This window comes from Pseudarthrobacter sp. NKDBFgelt (assembly GCF_046097905.1).
GTDB classification, from domain to species: Bacteria; Actinomycetota; Actinomycetes; order Actinomycetales; family Micrococcaceae; genus Arthrobacter; species Arthrobacter polychromogenes.
In genome coordinates this window covers 1-586 of sequence record NZ_JBJURL010000207.1, presented here as the reverse complement: position 1 = coordinate 586, position 586 = coordinate 1, and the positions used below count along the sequence as shown (strand labels likewise).

The window sequence follows — 586 nt, the reverse complement described above, 5'->3', positions numbered from 1 at the left end:
AAAGCGTGGGCCTGGACCGGTTCGATTTCCGATGCCTGGCAGATCGTCCCCAGCTGCGGCTTGAGCTCCAGCACGCCATGCAATGCCGCCACGATGAACGCCGGGCCAGTACCCGCTCCTCCGTTGTGACGCCCGTGATCCGGCTCGTCTCCGACAGCGGCGTCACCTCGCTGCTGGACTGGAATCTTGACCAGTGGGCAGCGTTCTATATCGCCGGCCGGGTGGGCCGCAGTCACCGCCACAACGGGCAACTTGCGTTCCTGCGCTTTGCCTACACCCGGCTCGAAGACCTCGTCGCCGGCACCGGCTGGGAGTCAGAGTATTCCCGCGACGCCTGGGCCCTGCACCGCCTCGGCTACACCGACACCCGCGGCACCCTCCGCTTCGACAAGATCCCGCAACCGTGGCTGCGCCCCCTGGCAAAACGCTTCATCCGATGGCGGCTGACCAGCGGCAGGGAAATCATCCAAGGGCGCGTCGACATCCTCGCCCTGAACCGATTCGCCGCGTTCCTCGCCCGCACCATCCCCCACTCCGACGGCCCGGACTGCATCGACCGCGGCATCCTGGAACGCTTCCTCGCCGA

The 586-nt window shown here is 67.1% G+C and carries 1 pseudogene; it reads left to right on the top strand.

Annotated features, from left to right (window positions below):
• Positions 1–125: 125 nt before the first annotated feature.
• Positions 126–586, top strand: a pseudogene (locus ACKAE7_RS21185) (site-specific integrase); the annotation flags it as partial.